The 16,484-nt window shown below is 51.9% G+C and carries 16 protein-coding genes and 1 pseudogene; 6 read left to right on the top strand and 11 right to left on the bottom strand.

Annotated features, from left to right (window positions below):
- Window positions 1-132: 132 nt before the first annotated feature.
- Window positions 133-446: pseudogene (locus tag J4E70_RS15360) on the bottom strand (flagellar motor protein MotB); the annotation flags it as partial.
- 102 nt (window positions 447-548) lie between these two features.
- A complete protein-coding gene (gene trhO / locus J4E70_RS15355; protein WP_213890536.1) occupies window positions 549-1,451 on the bottom strand; it encodes an oxygen-dependent tRNA uridine(34) hydroxylase TrhO in 903 nt (300 codons plus the stop codon).
- Window positions 1,452-1,552: 101 nt separating this feature from the next.
- On the opposite strand from trhO, the gene pncA reads away from it, so the two are divergent.
- Window positions 1,553-2,161 carry a bifunctional nicotinamidase/pyrazinamidase gene (pncA, locus tag J4E70_RS15350; protein ID WP_213890530.1) on the top strand — a complete coding sequence of 203 codons (609 nt, stop codon included), beginning with the start codon at window positions 1,553-1,555 and terminating at the stop codon, window positions 2,159-2,161.
- 87 nt (window positions 2,162-2,248) lie between these two features.
- On the top strand, window positions 2,249-3,541 hold the full coding sequence (pncB, locus tag J4E70_RS15345; protein WP_213890529.1) for a nicotinate phosphoribosyltransferase: 1,293 nt from the start codon (window positions 2,249-2,251) through the stop codon (window positions 3,539-3,541).
- Here the strand turns inward: pncB and J4E70_RS19725 are convergent.
- Window positions 3,538-3,981 (bottom strand): deaminase, encoded by a 444-nt coding sequence (locus J4E70_RS19725; protein ID WP_425516553.1) that lies wholly within the window; start codon window positions 3,979-3,981, stop codon window positions 3,538-3,540. The genes pncB and J4E70_RS19725 overlap by 4 nt on opposite strands.
- 20 nt (window positions 3,982-4,001) lie before the next feature.
- On the bottom strand, window positions 4,002-5,084 hold the full coding sequence (locus J4E70_RS15335) for a hypothetical protein (protein ID WP_213890527.1): 1,083 nt from the start codon (window positions 5,082-5,084) through the stop codon (window positions 4,002-4,004).
- Window positions 5,085-5,188: 104 nt separating this feature from the next.
- On the opposite strand from J4E70_RS15335, the gene J4E70_RS15330 reads away from it, so the two are divergent.
- Window positions 5,189-5,377, top strand: a complete 189-nt coding sequence (locus J4E70_RS15330) for a hypothetical protein (protein WP_213890526.1) — start codon at window positions 5,189-5,191, stop codon at window positions 5,375-5,377.
- Between the two features lie 49 nt (window positions 5,378-5,426).
- Here the strand turns inward: J4E70_RS15330 and arfB are convergent, their stop codons facing one another.
- The 5 genes from arfB to J4E70_RS15305 all read right to left on the bottom strand — a co-directional run bounded on the left by arfB (window position 5,427) and on the right by J4E70_RS15305 (window position 9,678).
- Complete coding sequence (arfB, locus tag J4E70_RS15325; RefSeq protein WP_213890525.1) at window positions 5,427-5,849, bottom strand: alternative ribosome rescue aminoacyl-tRNA hydrolase ArfB; 423 nt, start codon at window positions 5,847-5,849, stop codon at window positions 5,427-5,429.
- Window positions 5,850-6,115: 266 nt separating this feature from the next.
- Entirely contained in the window at window positions 6,116-6,757 is a 642-nt protein-coding gene (locus J4E70_RS15320; RefSeq protein WP_213890524.1) for a queuosine precursor transporter, read from the bottom strand.
- 117 nt (window positions 6,758-6,874) lie between these two features.
- On the bottom strand, window positions 6,875-7,744 hold the full coding sequence (gene mepA, locus J4E70_RS15315) for a penicillin-insensitive murein endopeptidase (RefSeq protein ID WP_213890523.1): 870 nt from the start codon (window positions 7,742-7,744) through the stop codon (window positions 6,875-6,877).
- On the bottom strand, window positions 7,741-9,075 hold the full coding sequence (locus tag J4E70_RS15310) for an MFS transporter (protein ID WP_213890522.1): 1,335 nt from the start codon (window positions 9,073-9,075) through the stop codon (window positions 7,741-7,743). The genes mepA and J4E70_RS15310 overlap by 4 nt, the downstream gene beginning before the upstream one ends.
- A 63-nt stretch (window positions 9,076-9,138) precedes the next feature.
- A complete protein-coding gene (locus tag J4E70_RS15305; RefSeq protein ID WP_213890521.1) occupies window positions 9,139-9,678 on the bottom strand; it encodes an acyl-CoA thioesterase in 540 nt (179 codons plus the stop codon).
- A gap of 137 nt (window positions 9,679-9,815) precedes the next feature.
- Between J4E70_RS15305 and J4E70_RS15300 the strand changes: the two genes are divergently transcribed.
- From J4E70_RS15300 to yaaA, 3 genes are all read left to right on the top strand, one after another.
- Window positions 9,816-10,103 carry a YggT family protein gene (locus tag J4E70_RS15300; protein WP_213890520.1) on the top strand — a complete coding sequence of 96 codons (288 nt, stop codon included), beginning with the start codon at window positions 9,816-9,818 and terminating at the stop codon, window positions 10,101-10,103.
- 68 nt (window positions 10,104-10,171) lie between these two features.
- Window positions 10,172-12,211, top strand: a complete 2,040-nt coding sequence (gene recQ / locus J4E70_RS15295; protein WP_213890519.1) for a DNA helicase RecQ — start codon at window positions 10,172-10,174, stop codon at window positions 12,209-12,211.
- 5 nt (window positions 12,212-12,216) lie between these two features.
- Window positions 12,217-13,005, top strand: a complete 789-nt coding sequence (gene yaaA, locus J4E70_RS15290) for a peroxide stress protein YaaA (RefSeq protein ID WP_213890518.1) — start codon at window positions 12,217-12,219, stop codon at window positions 13,003-13,005.
- On the opposite strand, the gene J4E70_RS15285 is transcribed toward yaaA, so the two are convergent.
- Both J4E70_RS15285 and J4E70_RS15280 read right to left on the bottom strand, forming a co-directional pair.
- Window positions 12,978-13,400, bottom strand: coding sequence for a VOC family protein (locus tag J4E70_RS15285; RefSeq protein ID WP_213890517.1), 423 nt, complete (start codon window positions 13,398-13,400; stop codon window positions 12,978-12,980). The two genes, yaaA and J4E70_RS15285, sit on opposite strands and share 28 nt — an antisense overlap.
- Before the next feature lie 782 nt (window positions 13,401-14,182).
- A complete protein-coding gene (locus tag J4E70_RS15280) occupies window positions 14,183-16,429 on the bottom strand; it encodes a response regulator (RefSeq protein WP_213890516.1) in 2,247 nt (748 codons plus the stop codon).
- Window positions 16,430-16,484 lie beyond the last annotated feature (55 nt).

The raw sequence follows: 16,484 nt of genomic DNA, 5'->3' as shown, positions 1-16,484 counted from the left end.
ATCAATGTTTGGCTCAGGCAATACAACCGGATAAGACCACATCACGCATTGAACATGCGCCCGCCAGTGCTTGAAACCTTATTAGAGAAAACGAAAATTACTGGTACTGAAATTGGGGGCTAGACAATTTTCTTCGGTTGGTTTGTGTGATGATGCGCCTGTCCCGTTTTGCGCCAGTGTTTCTTCTGAAAAGACACTGTCACCGCTGAAAGCACCATCACCCCCACCGGAAATCCGGTTCACTGGAATGGTGGGGCTAAAGTAATCAGCAAGCCCCTTGCGTTGTTGTTCAGTCGTTGCGTTCAGCAGCCACATAAGCATGAAGAAGGCCATCATGGCCGTTACAAAATCTGCGTAAGCAACCTTCCAGGCCCCCCATGGTGGCCGGTGCTTACAACAATCTTCTTCCGCTTTATGATGACTGGCGCGTTTGGCATCGCGCTCATCCCACCACCTCTTTTCTCACCCGTGTTTAGGGGTAACAGAGAGGCATGAATGCAATCTTAATCTGGAAAACTGTTCGTACAAATGATGCGAAAACCTGCCGCTTAAGGCCCCATGTGGCTTTCGCCGCGGGCCTTTGACAACGCAATTTGTTTTTGCCGCTCGCGAAAACGTTCGCGCTGACTTTCAGTTTGCTCGTCAACACAAAGATGGCAGCTTACGCCCTCCTCATACTCGGGACGAGCCTTGTCTTCGGGCAAGATTGGCCGACGGCAGGCAAAGCACAACTCGTGCGGTCCCTCCACCAAACCCTGGCCCACTGACACCCGCTGATCAAAAACGAAACATTCACCATTCCATGTGCTGTCGTCTGCCGGGACGTCCTCGAGGTATTTGAGTATGCCGCCTTTCAGGTGAAAGACGTCTTCCACACCCTGACCAATCAAGTAATTAGTTGATTTTTCGCAACGTATACCGCCAGTGCAGAACATCGCGACGCGTTTGTTGTGAAAACGGTCTTTGTTTTCCTGCCACCAATCCGGAAACTCGCCAAAGCTTTTGGTCAGCGGGTCAATTGCACCCTCAAAGGTACCAATCGCCACCTCGTAATCATTGCGTGTATCAATGATGACAACATCATCCTGGCGGATCAGGTCGTTCCAGTCTTTTGGCGCAACATAGTTTCCAACAGCTGCCAGCGGGTCCACATCAGGCTGGCCCATGGTCACGATCTCGCGCTTCAGGCGAACTTTCATGCGGTTGAATGGCATCGTTGAAGCGGGGCTTTCCTTGTGCTCCAGATCGGAACAACCGGGCAGGGTGCGAATATGCGCCAGCATGGCATCCAGACCTTCGCGGCTTCCGGCTACTGTGCCATTGATGCCTTCGCGTGCCAGCAATAAGGACCCTTTGTTGCCATACGTGTCGCAAAGCGCCTGCAAGGGTTTTTGGATGGCGGCGATGTCGTCGAACCGGGTGAAATGATATAGAGCAGCTACGATAATCATGGCCGTCATTTATTCCTGTCTGCGCGTCTATGCAAGAGTGCAGCATTGACGCAGGGCCGGGTGCTGAATAGGCAAGGTACAGGCACAGAAGGAGCATCTGAATGAGACCTGCAAACGAAGCCCTGATTGTCATAGATGTGCAAAATGATTTCTGCCCCGGTGGTGCCCTTGCCGTTGCGGGGGGTGATGAAATCGTGCCGCTGATAAACGGGATGCTGCGTGACTTTCACGTGCGCGTTTTCACGCAAGACTGGCACCCGGCTGGGCATTCATCCTTTGCGTCCAGTCATACTGGCAAATCGCCGTTTGAGATGACAGAGATGCCTTATGGCCCACAGGTGCTTTGGCCGGATCATTGTGTTCAGGGGTCTACAGGGGCGGCGTTTCATTCAGCGCTTGAAACGGACCCAGCGAATATGATCATCCGCAAGGGGTTCCGTCCTGAAATAGACAGCTATTCCGCCTTTTTCGAAAATGACCATAAAACACCAACCGGGCTGGAAGGGTATCTTCGCACGCGCGGTGTTACGACGCTTACGATGGTTGGCCTCGCCACTGATTTTTGTGTGAATTTTTCCGCTGTTGATGCGGCCAATCTTGGATTTGACGTTTCTGTTGTCACCCCGGCCTGTCGCGCGATCGATCTTGATGGATCACTTGATGCGGCCATTAAAGGTATGAAGGCTGTAGGCGTTGAGCTTGTTGACTGATCAGATCGCGCCCATTGTCTCTTATGAAAAATGCTACACCTGCGCCGTTCGATGGCGTATCAACGCCGTTGGCACAGGAGTCTGGTAATGGTTGATATCGCAACCCGGGTTTATAACCACAAATGGAAGATCGACCCAATCGTCCGGTCGTTGATCGATACCGATTTTTACAAACTTCTGATGTGCCAGTCGGTGTTTCGCAACAAGCCTGACACGAATGTTACCTTTTCACTGATCAACCGCTCCACGCATATCCCGCTTGCAGATTTGATTGACGAAGGCGAACTACGCGAACAGCTAGATCACATTCGCACCCTGTCCTTGTCGCGCGGGGAAAGCACCTGGTTGCGCGGCAACATGTTCTACGGCAAACGCCAGATGTTCCGCTCGGATTTTATGGAATGGTTCGAACAGTTGCGCCTGCCCGCCTACCACCTTGAACGCCGGAATGACCAATATGAACTGACGTTTGAGGGCAGCTGGCCAGAGGCCATGCTTTGGGAAATTCCCGCTCTGTCCGTGCTGATGGAGCTGCGCAGCCGCGCGGTGTTGAAAGGCATGGGCCGGTTTGAGCTACAGGTGCTTTACGCCCGTGCAATGACCAAGGTCTGGGAAAAGGTTGAACGCCTGCGCGATGTAGACTCGCTCAAAATCGCCGATTTTGGCACCCGCCGCCGCCACAGCTTTCTGTGGCAGGACTGGTGTGTGCAGGCAATGCTGGAAGGGCTGGGCGACAGCTTTGTCGGCACCTCAAACTGCCTGATCGCCATGCACCGCGAGGTAGAGGCGATCGGCACCAACGCGCATGAACTCCCGATGGTGTATTCTGCATTGGCGGACAGTGACGAAGAACTCGCACAGGCCCCCTATCAGGTGCTTGCCGACTGGCAGGATGAACATGACGGTAACCTGCAGGTCATTCTGCCTGACACCTACGGAACAGAAGGCTTCCTGAACGACGCACCAGAATGGCTGAACCAGTGGACAGGCATCCGGATCGATTCAGGCGACCCTGCGACAGGTGCAGAAATTGTGATTAACTGGTGGAAAAGTCGCGGTGAAGACCCGCGCGAAAAGCTGGTGATTTTTTCTGATGGGCTGGATGTTGAAAAGATACTGGAACTGAACACGCAATTCGAAGGCCGGGTAAAGATAGCATTTGGCTGGGGCACATTGCTGACCAATGACTTTCGTGGCCTTGTGCCCAACGACGCCCTCGCACCATTCTCGCTGGTCTGCAAAGCCATCTCGGCCAACGGACGCCCAACCGTCAAACTGTCAGACAACCCAAACAAAGCAATGGGTCCGGCGGATGAGATTGCCCGGTATAAACGTGTGTTTGGGGTAGGGGAGCAGGAGGCGGTGGAAGTGGTGGTTTAGCCATTCTCTATGTTATAAGGGTTGTCTATTAAGGCCTGTCTTTCAGCGACGGTATAGTCTGTTTCTCGGCGACCAATTCGGGGCTTGCAGACATTCTCATACCAATCAAAAACTTTTCCAGATTTGTCGCGTCTTTTACCTTTCTCGAATATGTCACGATATCTTCTTGGTGAAATTCCGGAGAAGTGCTCAAGTTGAAGGGAATCTGTATCTTTCTGGCTCGTCGCAATTGCATCGCCATATAATAGTTCCGTTCTGCTTTTGGGGTAGGGTTCAATGAACACGATACGTTTTATGCCTGCGGCGATAATATGTTTCGCACAATTGTGACATGGGAACGTCGTAACGTATAGAATTGCGTTTTTCACGCCGCGCCCAAGTCTTGCCGCGTCTGTTATTGCATTCATTTCGGCGTGAACCATTCGACCATATTCAGTAATACTTCCAATTAGTGAGTCGTTTATCGCATCGCGGATTTTGCTTTTAGATAGAATTTTTTCTGGCGTCTTTTTTTTCGAATAACGTTTTTTTCTTTCAGAACTCTCAGAAAATCAAAAATAATTCTATTTGTTTCTTCTTTGTTAGCTTCTGCTTTTTTATCGACATCGCGTGCTTTGTTTTCATCTTCGTCCCAGTAATTTCCACCGGAGGGTTTGGGAACTTCGTTACAACCGATTGTAATAAGGTCCCCATCTTTTGAAATAATTGCAGCGCCAACTTGGCGAGACAGATCGACGGATCTTAACGATGCAGCTTTAGCGAGATAACTACCAAATTCGTCTCGTGTAGGCGCAATGCTAGTTTGGCCAAACAGAGCTCGTATGAAGCGACGGCATGTATTGGAAATTGTATCTTGCGTTGAAGCATCAATAAAAACATCTCCAAACTGAAAAATTACTCCAAGTTTTTGGCCGAAAATCAACTTGTTTCCGTTACCGTCCTCGTCTTCATTTTCGTCTCTTTTTATTAACTTTCTGGCATGCTCATCACAAGCATCGTTATCCAGATTCGGCAGCTCAACTCTGGTCCTTTGAGATATATTCGCATGCCGTTTGGATTTCTCTTGAGTGATCGACACCTGAATAAATTGCTTTCCATATACTCTTTCCAAAAGTTCAATTTCTTCTGGTCTTTTGAGTTGCCTGACTATGTAAGCTGTTTTGGTCGCAGGAAAGTCGCTTAGTTCAATAAGTTCGTTCGCACCTTCGACAGCTGGTATTTTGGTACCGCGTGTGGAATGCTCTTGATTTCTAGAATGTCTAATTCTTCGAATTGCTTCAACCGCAAGTATACCTTTTTGACCAAATAGCTCTCGCACTTCATTTCCAGCATCAATCTTTTTCTCAAGAGTATTGAGTATCGGTCTTTCATTTTTCTTTATTGCTAACAAGTCGGCAATCGACTCGCTCAAACTAATTAGATGAGGTGAATAATCTACCTCCTTTAGAGCGTTAGCTAGTGCTTGCTCAACCTCGTGAATGTCGCATCCAATCGGGCCAACCAAACCGAATACTAGCTCAGGAAAATTATGTGGGTCGGACATATGGTTTTTTAAATCCTCTTTAGGAGTTGGTGAGTTTCTCAACTATATGCTTGATACGATTCACGTCTTGATTCATTGTGAACAAAAAGTTTTGGGAGATATTTATGAGCAAGCTTGCAACCTCAATTGCTAAACCACAAGCAGAAATTCCATCGAAAGAATCTGGTGTAGGGAGATCAGCGGCAGAAATAATAAGTGAAGTTACAAATGAATTTAAGCAGATACAAAAATCTTTGAGTGCGCAATCGCCGTCAACTAGAGCTTATTTGTCAGGAAGGTTCCGCGCCAATTGAAAGCCTAATCACCAGACTGTTAGTTCGGAGAATAGATACTAAACACCGTTCATTGCTCCCCCTCAACCCGTCCCCGCAGCGTCTTCACTTCCCCGCGCACCTTCTTGGCCTTCAGCCGTCGCTTTTTCGACCCTAACGTTGGTCTTGTCGCGATCCGGCGTTTCGGGGCGACCAGTGCTTTTCGCACCAACTCTGTCAGCCGTTCCCGCGCGATTTCGCGGTTGCGGGTCTGGCTGCGGGTGTCTTCGACCCGCAGGATGAGTGCGCCGTCCAGTGTCCAGCGCCGTCCTGCGAGTCGCTTAAGCCGGGTCTTCACGGCAGGTGTCAGATTTGGGCTGCGCGCGGCCTCGAACCGTAGCTCGACCGCTGTCGAGACCTTGTTCACATTCTGCCCGCCGGGGCCGGACGAGCGGGTGAAGCTTTCGCTCAGCTCCCAATCGGCCAGCGTTATGTCATCGTTGATCTGCAACATGGTTCAAAGTCTATCGTCGGTACGTAAAAACGGAAAGAGCCCGCGCGAGCTTCGCACGGGCTCTCCTCGAGAATTGGAGGTGGCAAGCAGGGACCCGGAGGTGCGCCTGTAGCCAGATTGTTAAGTAGAGGGGCTGCCCCCTAAATCGTCCTCTCGCCTGTAACCTTTACCAGTTGCTCCTGTTTCCCAATAATCATTGGCACCTCCTTTCTGGTTGATATTCACAACTAGGAGCGTGGCACATATTTTGTGTTTGTCAAAAGAAATTACGCAGCATTTGCCATCATTTTGCCAACGAGCAGCCTAAAAGGCACCAGTGCGATCAGTGCGATTGTCGTTTTCACAACCCAATCAGCGACGGCAAGCGACACCCAAAGCGGTGCTTCGGCACCCACGCCAAGGAAGGGTACGACGCCACCGGCCCATGCGACAGCTTCGTTCGCCGCGGTTCCAAATACGGTTATTGATCCGGCAAAAGCGATAGAGAAGAACAGGGCCGTGTCGATGGTTGACCCGACCAGTGTGGACGCCAAAGGTGCACGCCACCATGCCCCGTCGCGCAGTCGGTTGAAAATCGCAACATCCAGCAATTGGGCGACCAAAAAGGCAATTGCAGAGCCGATTGCGATACGCAATGCAACGGCAGGCACCAGAACTTCGGGTGCAACTTCGATCATGATTTGCGAGCCAATCAGGGAACAAACAATGCCCGCGATGAAACCGACGAACACAACTTTGCGTGCCGCGTCAGAGCCATAAACGCGGTTCATCACATCAGTCACAAGAAACGAAAGCGGGTATATGAAGGCACCCCACGTCAGCCAGTTGCCAAACAGGAACTGCACAAGGATGTTGGACGCCACAACAATGGCAGCCATGGCGATTACGCCGGGAAGAATTCTGGTCATAAATCTGGTCCGTTTTATCAAGGTAGCGGAGACTTGGCCCTGCAACATGCAGGACGCGGCGCACGTAGCACAGGCTGATGCGCCAGATCAAGGCATTCTTAGCGGGTCACGTGCCTCTCAGTTCGCCGACAACACGCTTCTGCACTGCTGCGGCAGGTCCGCCAAAGTAAGCTCGCGCCGCGCACGAGGCGGTGGTGCATTCGGGTCAACCGGCTGTGGCGGGGGCGGGTTCAGAATGTCATCAACCCATTTTTGTGCCTCTGCGCATCCGTCTCCGGCGGGCGGTGGGTCTTGGTTCGTGCAATTGCGCGCTCCCCTTGGGCATTTCAGGCGCACGTGGAAATGATAGTGATGTCCCCACCATGGCCGGATCTTGCGCAACCACGTCCGGTCACCGGTTTCGTCGTTGCACATCTGAACCTTCGCGCCCGGAAATAGGAAAATCCGGGCGACCGCAGGGTCACTTGCGGCAGCCCGGAGAATGGCGTGATGCGCTGGCGTCCAATCGTTGTTGACATAAGCCCCTTCAGCGCGCCGCATCGAAACAGAAGACAGGTTTTCGCGCTGGCGGCGGCTAAGTGTCAAATTCATCGCTGGCCGCATCCAGATATCTGCATCCAGACCAATCTGATGCGATCTGTGACCAGACAGCATCGGCCCGCCCCGCGGCTGCGACATGTCACCGATGTAGAGCCCATTCCAGCCGAAACTGCGGGCATGACGACTAAGCCGTTCGATGAATGCAACAGTTTCGGGGTGTCCCCAATTGCGGTTCCGGCTAAGCCGCATGGCCTGCCAGGTCGGCCCGGTTTCGGGAAGCTGAACTGCCCCCGCAACGCATCCGCGTGCGTAACTGCCAAGCGGTGCCGCGTGTTGCTCAGACCCGCTTCGCATTGCGCCAAAAAGTTCTTTTGCAGGTTGTTCTGCAGCAGCAGATCCTGCCAAGCAGATGCTCAGAACAAAGGCTGCAACCGCTCGATACATCATGCGCCATGATCTCCTTCTGGTTTGACCCATCTTAGCAAAACCAGTCCTAAAACAAAGAGTGCGATAAGCGGCGATATTCCGAGGCTCTGACTACCGGTTATCGCGGTAACCGTCCCTATCAAAAGAGGCGCAATGAATGACGTTGCCTTACCTGAGAGTGCGTAAAGTCCAAACGCCTCTGTCATGCGGTTGGGATTCGCTTGATAGACCATCATCGTTCGGCTTGCCGATTGCAGAGCCCCACCAGCGGCCCCGATTGCTGCTCCGAGAACATAAAAAGCAATATCTGGCAGTTTTGAGGACGCATCAACCGCGATGCCAAAGACATGAGTGCGCGAAACAAACACCACCAGAACAGCGACGATTGTTAAGGTAACCACGCATAGTTTGATCACCGGTTTTGGGCCATAGGCTGCATCTGCACGACCCCCAATCCATGCAAAGACCGCACCGGTGATAATCGCCAGAATACCGAATATCCCGGTATCAACCGTGCTCCATTCAAGAACCCCTGCCGCGTAAATTCCACCAAAGGTGTAAATCCCGTTCAGCGCATCGCGGTAGAACATGGATGAGCCGAGGTAGGCAAACAGGCTGGGTGAACGGGGAAGCCGTTTGATCGTTTTCCAAAGATCAGACATTGCCCCCGAGGTTCGAGCAACAGATATCCCGGTTTGCTTGGGGTCTTTTACCCAAAGGAAAAACGGAATCATGAAAACAGCAAACCAGATTGCGGCGAGCGGGCCAACAAACCTGGTTCCCTCGCGCGCGGTCGCATCCAGACCGAACAACGGATCAAGCCCTGCCAGCGTTTTGCCGTTCCCTTGTTCTGCAAAAAACAACAGCATTGTGATAAGCGCTAGCAAACCGCCAACGTAGCCAAAGGCCCAGCCGTTGCCAGACAAACGGCCGATCTCTTCACGTGGGCCAAGGTCAGGCAGCATGGAGTTTGTAAAGATGGTGGCAAACTCCATCCCGATCAGCCCAATCACAAATGACACCATAATAAATGTCAGGTTGAAATTGTCGGGTGCTGACCACCAAAGCCCGAAGGCCCCTACGAAATACATGAGTGAAAACAGCCAGATCCAGCGTATGCGATTGCCAGAGTTGTCGGCGATTGCGCCAAGTATCGGAGCAAACAGCGCAATCAATATGCCCGCCGCCGCAACACCAAACCCCCAAATAGCCTGCGCATCGGCGCCGTCACCGATGATAGATTTAATGTAAGGGCCAAAAATAAACGTCAGCAATAGCGTGTTATAGGGTTGGCTGGCCCAGTCAAAGAAGAACCAACCCCAGATTTTCTTCTTCAGCGTGACTTCCGCCATTGCTCGTACCCCGGTTCTTTTCCTTGATAAGATAGCCAAAGCAGACGCTGCGCAAGCGATGGTTCAGTCCGCGGTTCGCTCCGGTGGCCAGGGCCGGGTTGCATCCGCATCGATCCAGTTCTTAACCCAGGCTGGCAAAGCGGGGCTTTCGACGACGTCGCCTATCGTCTCCATCACGCGTATCGGCGTGACGATGCCGTCCTTGCTGGTGACGGCAGTTCGATAAAGCGCCTGGCTGGTGCACTCACCACGTTTCCACATTGTCTGATCAATATAGATAAACCTGTCGTCCCAACCGACCGCACGGCTGTGAATTTCGACCTTGTCCATGACCCGCACGCGTTGTCGGTAGCGCACGGAAACACCTGCCATCGTCAGACCCCAGCCGTTTTTACGAAGCGCTGTTATCAACCCAACGCGACGGGCAAGGGGAATACGGCCCAGATCAAAAAGCGTAAGCGTGCGCCCATTGTTCAGCTCCAGCCAAAGGTCAAGATCCCACGGCCAGCACCTGTGATGCGATACATGTGTTCCCGTGAAAGGCAGCGGATCGGCATTTCGGCTTACGTACAACTCTTTTGTCATGCGGAAAAACGGGTACATCTGCAACTCTCCTTCGACTGCTCTGGTGCGTGAGAGAATTGCAGAGGTCAAGCCCAACGTAGCGGAACATAGCTTGCGTCATAGCAACGTAATGCTTAGGTCTTGGCCACGGGTTTTTGAACAAAGGTACCGCGCGCATGACTTCACTTTACCAAATCCTGATGATGATCCTTGATGTGCTTTGGTTCATCATGATCGCACATATTATCATGAGCTGGCTGATCAACTTTCAGGTACTGAACTTGCACCAGCCAATCGTTGCGCAGGTCTGGGACAGCCTGAACCGTTTGTTAGAGCCGGTTTACAGCCGTATCAGACAGTTTTTACCCCCGGTAAGCGGCCTTGATCTGGCCCCGCTGGTTGCGTTCATCGCGCTGATTGCCGTTCGGATAATCCTGCGCAACAACGCTGCACTTTTCTACTAGGGATTGTCGCCGCGCAGGCGGTGTGAAATAGTCCGGGCAAATCGAGCAATAAACAAAATTAGAGGCCCATGTCCCGCGCGCAGGAATTTCTGTCATCTGTCTTTGGATTCTCTGAGTTTCGCCCCGGACAGGCCGAGATTGTTGATGCTGTGATTGCGGGTCAGAACACGCTGGCAATCATGCCGACGGGTGGTGGAAAATCGCTTTGCTTTCAACTTCCTGCGCTTTGCCGCGAAGGCGTAACGGTTGTGATCTCCCCGCTGATTGCCCTGATGCGCGATCAGGTGCGTGCCTTGCGTCAAGCCGGGGTAGAGGCCGGGGCGCTTACATCCGGAAACACAGATGAAGAAACTGAAGAGGTGTATCAGGCGCTCGATGCGGGTCGCCTGAAACTTCTTTATATGGCACCCGAACGTCTTTCAGCGGGTGGTACACAAAATATGCTTCGGCGTGTTGGTGTCAGTCTGATAGCGGTGGATGAGGCGCATTGCGTCAGCCAATGGGGGCATGATTTCCGCCCCGATTACCTGCGTATTGGTGAGCTGAGGAAGAACCTAAATGTTCCGCTTGCCGCATTTACCGCAACAGCGGATGAAGAAACGCGCGCTGAGATTGTCACCCGTCTGTTTGAGGGTGAGCCGCCGGCCAGCTTTCTTTATGGTTTTGACCGGCCCAATATAAACCTTGCGTTTCAGGCAAAGAACAGCCCGCGCCAACAGATTTTGTCGTTCGCCAGCGCGCGCAAAGGTCAGCCGGGCATTGTCTATTGTGGCACCCGCGCCAAAACGGAATCTCTCGCACGTGCCCTTTCAGACGCCGGACATCTGGCATGCCATTATCATGGTGGCATGGCAGCCGAAGACCGCCGCGTGGTCGAATCCCGTTTTCAGCGAGAAGATGGTTTGATTGTTGTTGCAACCGTTGCCTTTGGCATGGGTATCGATAAGCCCGATATCCGTTGGGTAGCGCACGCGGATCTGCCTAAGTCGATCGAGGCTTACTATCAGGAAATTGGCCGTGCGGGTCGCGATGGTGCGCCTGCAGAAACGCTTACTTTGTTTGGTCCGGAAGATATTCGTCTGCGGCGAACTCAAATTGACGAAAGCTTGGCACCAGCAGAACGCCGCATGGCAGACCATGCGCGTCTGAACGCGCTGCTGGGGCTGGCTGAATCGCTGCGGTGTCGTCGACAGACCTTGCTGCGCTATTTTGGTGAAACGCCGGACCCCTGTGGCAACTGCGATCTTTGTGAAACCCCAGCCGATGTTTTTGACGGGACCGTTGCCGTCAGGAAAGCCCTGTCCGCAATTCTGCGCACGGGCGAGTATTTTGGCGCCGGGCATCTGATCGACATTCTGACAGGCAAAGAAACTGACAAGGTGCGTCAGCGCGGGCACGAAACCTTGCCAACCTTTGGTGTCGGCAAGGAATACAGCAGCCCGGAATGGCAGGCAATTTTCCGGCAGATGATGGGTCATGACCTTGTGCGTCCCGATTCAGAACGCCACGGTGCGCTGCGCATGACAGACATCGCGAGGCCGATCTTGCGGGACGAGGCTAGGATTGAACTGCGTCGTGACACGATAAAGAATGCGCTGCGCCGTCCTGCTGTAAAGTCGCTGGTCAGCGACGAAGATGCCCCGCTATTGTCTGCGCTAAAGGCGAAACGCCGCGCATTGGCTGAAGCTGCAAATGTGCCAGCCTATATAATTTTTAATGATCGCACGCTGATAGAGATGGCTGAAACCAGACCGGCCACGATGGATCAGATGGCCGGTATTGGTGGCGTCGGAGCGAAGAAGCTGGAAAGCTATGGGTCCGAGTTTTTGCAGGTCATCACGGGTGATGCAACTGAAGCTTCGCACCCTGCCAGACGAAAGCTATCCGGGCGCAATGCCGGTACCCTTTATGACCAGTTGTTGGAAGTGCAGGCAGAGTTACAGCGCGGCCCGGACGGGACGGATAAACCGATGAGCTGTTCTGCCTCGCTACTTGCTAAAATTGCGGCAATGCGCCCAAAAGAGATCGGTAGTATTACCAGAATGCTGGGTGACAAGCGGGCAGAACGGTTTGGCCCTGCATTTCTTGAAGTTCTTACGGAAGGATAACGCAGATGTTGGTGGTGGTTTCCCCGGCCAAACGGCTGAACGAAAAGGCAGGGACAGAGCTGCCAAAGACCGCCCCTGTGTTTCAGGATGATGCTGTCACCCTTGCAGATGTTGCACGCAAGCTTTCGGTTCCGAAGCTGCAAAAACTTATGGGGATCAGCGAAAACCTTGCACGCCTGAACGCGGGCCGTTTCGCCGGTTTCAAGGCGGAACCCGAGCCAGAGGAAACTGCGCCCGCTGCACTGATGTTTGCGGGGGATACCTATCTGGGGCTTGAGGCTGCAACCCTTTCTGACGACGAAATGAACTGGGCGCAGGATCATCTACGCATTTTATCTGGTCTATACGGCATTTTGCGCCCGCTTGATCAGATGCAGCCCTATCGCCTTGAAATGGGTAGCCGCCTTGCCACGAAGCGTGGCAAATCGCTGTATGACTATTGGGGCGACAGGATATCCCATGCGCTGAACACGGCAGCAGCCGCAGTAAACACTGACGTGTTGGTAAATTGCGCATCGGTTGAGTATTTTACGGCGGTTGATCCAAAAGCCCTCAATGTCAGGGTAATAACCCCTGTGTTCATGGAAGACAGAAACGGACAGGTAAAGATCGTAAGCTTTTTTGCCAAAAAGGCACGCGGCGCGATGGCGCGTTTTGTGATCGAACGCCGCCTGACAGACCCGGAAGGTCTGAAAGATTTCGACAGCGGCGGCTACCGCTATATCCCTGACATGTCGGAAAAGGACCGTTGGGTTTTCCTGCGTGACTATCCGGAGAATTCGGAAACATCGTAAGCAACCAGTTCTACGGTGTTTCCTTCGGGGTCTTTGGTGAAAATCCCGCACCAGCCGATCCAGCCAAAATGCTCCACCGTATAGGGCTGTTTAATCTGTTCATACCAGGTCATTACAGCCTCTTGTTCCTTATAGGGCAGTGACAGAGCAATGTGGTGGAGAGAGGATTGTGCACCCGCTTCATCCTGTTCGTCACCGGGAAACAGTGCAAGTACGGCTGTGTGGCCGTTAAAACCATCTGCAATTTTGAGAAAGATAATACTGGTGTTGTGGTCGCCGCTTAAGCGCGTCAATCCGACGACGTCCTGATAAAACTGCGCCATTAGATGCACGTCTTTGCACCGAATAGCTATTTCTCCTAGCGCGCGGGGGCGAAAGCCCTTTTGGTCTGTCATGGAAACAGTTTCTTAATTGCGTCGCTGCGCGACAAGCCTTTTTCTCTTCTGACTAGGGCGGTGCATAAGATAGCGGTCACGCTCCGCACGCACAGTTTCTAAAGCATTAATCCACCGTTTGTATTGCTCGTTTTCGCAATCAATATCGAGAAAATACGAACTGGCGTTTCAATTTCTCAGGCCATTAATAATGGTCGGAATATCACCAATGGAATTTTAACGGCTTTAGGAGGAGCTGCCGCAATAAACCTCCTCGCCACCCCTGGGCCAAGGCGTGAGTTAGAGCGTTTGAAATCTGAAGTTAAGAATGAGTTGGAAAACATCGGGCGTATGAATCAAAGTCGTCTGAATGTCTTGGAACAAATGGAACGCGACGGATGTAATGCTGTCCTAGTTTAATGTTGCTTTGAAGCCCGCTCCCATAGGACGTAGCGGCGTATGTCCCAAACAAACACCCAGAATGCAGTGGTAAGGGCAAAAAACCAGAGATCGCCCCATTCATCCATTCTCACACTATAGGAAGCTAAAAGGAATAAGGCATAGAAGATCTTGAAATAGTGATAACGCTTTGAACTTGGGGGAGGCGTAGATTCGGGCATGGTGGCGCTCTCTTTGACAGGCTTTGTTTTTTGGGCGATCAGGCTGCGTAGCGTTAAATGGACATCAGATGTCGAACTGAGCATGTTGAGTTGATTAGCCTTCAGCCTGGGAATGAGATTCTGAAAAAGTTAACTTTCGGTGTGCGTCGTTGCGCCGAATGGCAATCCCTTTCGGTCGCCCGCCTAGACGGCGGCCTTCGCTGACACCGGGACGTAATCAGAAGGCCAAACATCAGCGCAATCTTTGGGTTTTGCGGAGGTGATTTTGTTATGAATGGCGGTTTTGTCCAAAGGTTTCGTCAGGTAGAAATCAAGCCCTGCTGCCAGAATTTCAGCGCCATCCCCCATTAAAGCATGCGCAGTTACGGCAATGATCGGGATGCGTGGTCTCTGTTCAAGAACCTCTATTTTGCGAATTTTTCGGGTTGCTTCTTTCCCGTCAATTTCAGGCATTGAGATGTCCATGAAAATCAGGTCAGGCTGAAAGTCCTGATAGGCGTCAATCGCCTCCTGCCCATTGTTCACGATTTTCAATTTGATGTTCAGCGATTTTACATATTTTCGAAAAACGAGTTGGTTCGTTTTGTTATCTTCGGCGGTGAGAACCCTCATCCTTCTGCCAGGTTCTCCGGGTCGCTTAAGGCCCGTTGCGCCATGGGTCTCCAGATCTGCGACCGACTGTTCCAGGGGGAACAGATCTAACAAAGTACTGTACAGCAGGCTGCGGGGCACAGGTTTCTGCAAGAGCTTGCGCACCCCGGTGTCTCTAAAATTGTTGAGTTGCAGCTGGTTCGTATGTGTTAAGAAAATGATGGGAAGTGCGGGGGTCTTTTGGTGCAGCTTATTGGCAAATTCCTCTGGTGTCAGATCAATCAGGTCTGTTTCGGTTATGGCTACATCAAATTTGTCGGTGTTACCGCCAAACAGATCTTTCGCCCGGAGGTAGACACTTGATTGAACACCAAGTGCAGAAAGTTGACGGTTAAGGATTTCGCCAGTCATGGGGTTTGGCGTTACGATTGCGGCATGCATTAAATGGTTGGGCAAGGCCGAGAGCGCCCTTTGCTGCGTATCTGCAACCGGAAGCGACACCATGAACCCAAAGCAAGACCCTTCATCCACGACAGAGTCTACCCAAAGCTCACCACCCATTAATTCGATCAGTTCTTTGCTAATCGCAAGGCCAAGCCCGGTGCCTTCAAATTTGCGGTTACGCTCATCTTCGACCTGATTGAATTCTCCAAAAACATGATCGACCATGTCCGCGGGAATGCCGATACCGGTGTCTTCGATAGATATATGAATTTGCGTAACGCCAGGTTCAGTCTTCTCAAAACCAACAACGTTGATCACGACGTACCCTTCAAGCGTGAATTTAAGCGCATTTCCGATGAGGTTGGTCAGCACCTGCCGAATGCGCCCAACATCCCCGATAAAGACGGTTGGAAGCAACAAATCAAAGTCAACAAGCAGGTCGATGCCCTTCTCGCGCGCAGAAGGAAGCAGAAGAAAAACAATTTCATAAATGCAACGTTCCAGATCAAATGGTGCAGGATTAAGCGTCAGTTTTTTCGCTTCAATTTTCGAATAGTCCAGAACATCATTGATAATCACCAACAATGCCTCAGCGGAGCTTTTGATTGTGTTGGCGTATAACAGCTGCTCTTCGTTCAGCGCAGTTTCGCGCAGCAGGTTGGCCATTCCGACAACCCCATTCATCGGGGTGCGAATTTCATGGCTCATGTTTGCCAGAAAGGTAGATTTCGCGCGGTTTGCAGCCTCTGCTTTTTTGCGCGCTTCCTTCATTTCTTTTTCGTGTTGGATCGTATCGGTGATGTTGAGTGCAAGGGACACGGTCTCGCCATCGCGTGACCGTTTATCCACCAGTTTCAGGTAGTGCCCATTCCACAGCTTTATAGTTTGTTGTGGGATTTCTTCTTTGTGCCAGCGTATGAGCATTTCCGTCTGCCAAGCGGACGGGCATTGATCGCCAATATCGACAATGCCTTCTTCGGTTGCCAGTTCCAGCAGGCGTGTATAGGTGACAAAAGGTGCGGCTTCTTCAATACCGTCAAAGGCTGCAAGATAGCTTTTGTTCGCGGCGACCAGCCTGTGCTCTTTGTCGAAAACGGCAAAGCCGTCTTCGATCGTTTCAATGGAATCCCACAACCTTCGTTCGGCGATCACCACTTTGCTTTCTGCAGTCTTCAGATCAAACCGAACCTTGGTGTTTTCACCTTTCAATGCTTCGGCCACAGATCGAACATCATTCATTTCCTGACGTTTTTCGATAATTTCATCTGATAACGCGCGTGCATGGTGACTTAGCTTTTGGTTCGCTTGAAACAGTTCCGTCTGTTTCAATTCCAAAAGCCGCTCTGCTGCCAATCGCGCGCGTCTTTCCTGCGCGAGTTTTTCTGAAAGGCTCATTCCATCACCTCGGAAAATTCCGAATCGTCTTTGACGGACTATTCCAGAACAGCCT

Origin of the sequence: Pseudohalocynthiibacter aestuariivivens (assembly GCF_018457175.1) — a bacterium.
GTDB classification, from domain to species: Bacteria; Pseudomonadota; Alphaproteobacteria; order Rhodobacterales; family Rhodobacteraceae; genus Pseudohalocynthiibacter; species Pseudohalocynthiibacter aestuariivivens.
The sequence above is the reverse complement of the archived record's forward strand: the minus strand, read 5'-3'. Positions and strand labels throughout refer to the sequence as shown.